2 pseudogenes are annotated in these 299 nt (G+C 32.8%); both read right to left on the bottom strand.

The annotated features are described in order from the left end of the window. Positions 1-196 (bottom strand): annotated as a pseudogene (locus HMPREF2737_RS11670) (hypothetical protein); the annotation flags it as partial. 9 nt (positions 197-205) lie between these two features. After that, positions 206-299, bottom strand: a pseudogene (locus tag HMPREF2737_RS12020) (pathogenicity island protein); the annotation flags it as partial.

Genomic DNA, 299 nt, shown 5'->3' with positions numbered 1-299 from the left:
TTTCAACGGAATAACTCTCATAGTAAATACTTTCAGATACAATATCACTACATAAACTAGGTGTAGTTCGGTTATACATATCTTCTATATCACTTTCTATGAGTGCTATTCTTGATTGAATGTAGTAAGTATTAAATCTAGTGAACAATTCGTAATCGCTAACTTTCTCTTGAATAATTTCAATCGCTGCACTCACTACATCACCTTAAATCTTAGTTTTCTTTAATGCCTCATATCGCTTCAAACTACCTTCGATATGACGCTCGATACTTCTTAAGGCTAATTCTTTCTGTTCCTCA

The organism is Staphylococcus sp. HMSC069D12 (genome assembly GCF_001810405.1).
GTDB classification, from domain to species: domain Bacteria; phylum Bacillota; class Bacilli; order Staphylococcales; family Staphylococcaceae; genus Staphylococcus; species Staphylococcus haemolyticus.
This window is presented reverse-complemented; position numbering and strand designations above follow the sequence as displayed.